The sequence below is a fragment of the Kitasatospora sp. NPDC093558 genome, assembly GCF_040683475.1.
In the GTDB taxonomy this organism is placed as follows: Bacteria; Actinomycetota; Actinomycetes; order Streptomycetales; family Streptomycetaceae; genus Kitasatospora.
This window is the reverse complement of record NZ_JBFBDY010001149.1, coordinates 1-1451: the sequence shown is the minus strand read 5'-3', so window position 1 is coordinate 1451 and position 1451 is coordinate 1. Positions and strand designations below refer to the sequence as shown.

At 75.7% G+C, this 1451-nt stretch carries 1 protein-coding gene; it reads right to left on the bottom strand.

Annotated features, from left to right (window positions below; translation table 11 throughout):
• Window positions 1-93 precede the first annotated feature (93 nt).
• On the bottom strand, window positions 94-1451 hold a 1358-nt coding region (locus AB0O00_RS39285; RefSeq protein WP_363659460.1), incomplete at its 5' end, for a hypothetical protein.

Below are 1451 nucleotides of genomic sequence, written 5' to 3'. Positions count from 1 at the left end.
CCGGCGAGTAGTCCCGCCCGAGCGCCGGTACACCGCCCGTGGGGCGGCTCCTCCCGAACGGGAGGGGCCGCCCCACGGGCGTTGTACCGGCGCCTACTTGTCGCTGTAGGGCGCGTTGTCGTTGAACAGGTGCATCCCGGGGATGTGCAGCGTGCCGCCGAACTGGCCGGCCTGCTTGGCGGTCACCCCGGTCAGCTCCAGGTCCAGCGGGACCGGGATCGAGCCGATCAGGTCGTACAGCCAGCGCGGCAGGGTGTCCGGGGTGAGGGTGATCTCGCCCAGGTCGATCGGGATCGGCAGGCCGAGCGCCTTGGAGAGGTGGCCGGACAGGCGCTCCACGTACATGGTGACCGGGCCGTTGCGCATGGTCGAGGTCGAGCCGGGGGCGCCCTGGACGTGGAACGTCACGCCGTTGCCCTCAAGGGTCGACATGTCGAGGTTCTCGATGTCGACGCTCGACACCACGAACTTCAGCACCCGCTTGGTGCCGGTCGGGGTCTTGACGTCGTAGACGCCGTGGAAGGCCGAGCCGTACAGGCCGAGGCGGCTGGTCTGCAGCGTCCAGTTCTGCTGCGGGACGACGTGCTCGCCCGGCGCCGCGGCGGCGGTCAGGTTGCGGGCGTCCACGGTGCAGTTCGGGTTCGCGGTCGGGGAAGCGGTCGCTGAGGCGGTCGGGGAGGCGGACGACGACGGGGCCGACGGCGCGGCGGAACCGGACGGCGTCGCGGAGGCGCTGGACGAGGGCGCCGGCTTGGTGGGCGCCTTGCCGGTCGCGGACGGCTTCGGGGCCTGCGTCACCGTGCCGGCGTCGGGCACCTGCGCGGACGGCTGCGCCTGCGGCTGGGCCGGCGGCTGCGCGGCGGGGGCCGGCGGCTGCCCGGGCTGGACCGGGGTGCCGACCCTCGGGGCCGGGGCGGCGGGTGCCGGGGCTGCGGGTGCCGGGGTGGTCGCCGGGGCCGGGGTGGCGGTCGGCGACGCGGAGGGCGTCGGGGACGCCGAACCGCCCGGGTTCAGAAGGTTGTTGATACCGCCGACGATGTCGTCGATCAGCCCGGCCTGGGTCGCCTTGGCGGTGCCGTTCGCGTCGCCCTGGTAGACCGCGCTCACCGTACCCGCACTGCCGTTCGCGACGGACTTGACGGCGGGCGCGGTGGCGGGCGCGCTGGTCGCGGCGGCCGTCGGGGTGACCGTCGGCGTCTCGGCCGGCGCCGGCGTCTTGACCGGCGCGGACGGCTGCGCGGTGGGCGCCACCGTCGGGGCCTGCGTCGGGACGCCCGTCGGACCGGCGCTCGCACCCGTGGTCGGCGTGGCGGACGGACCGGGCGGCGGCACGGGCAGCTCGCCCTTGGGGACCGGCGTCTCCTCGATCGGCGAGACGTCCGGCACGGCCACCGGGGCGGTGGGGCACGCCTTGCCGGCCGTGGACTCGGCCGACGCCGGGTTCGGCGTGT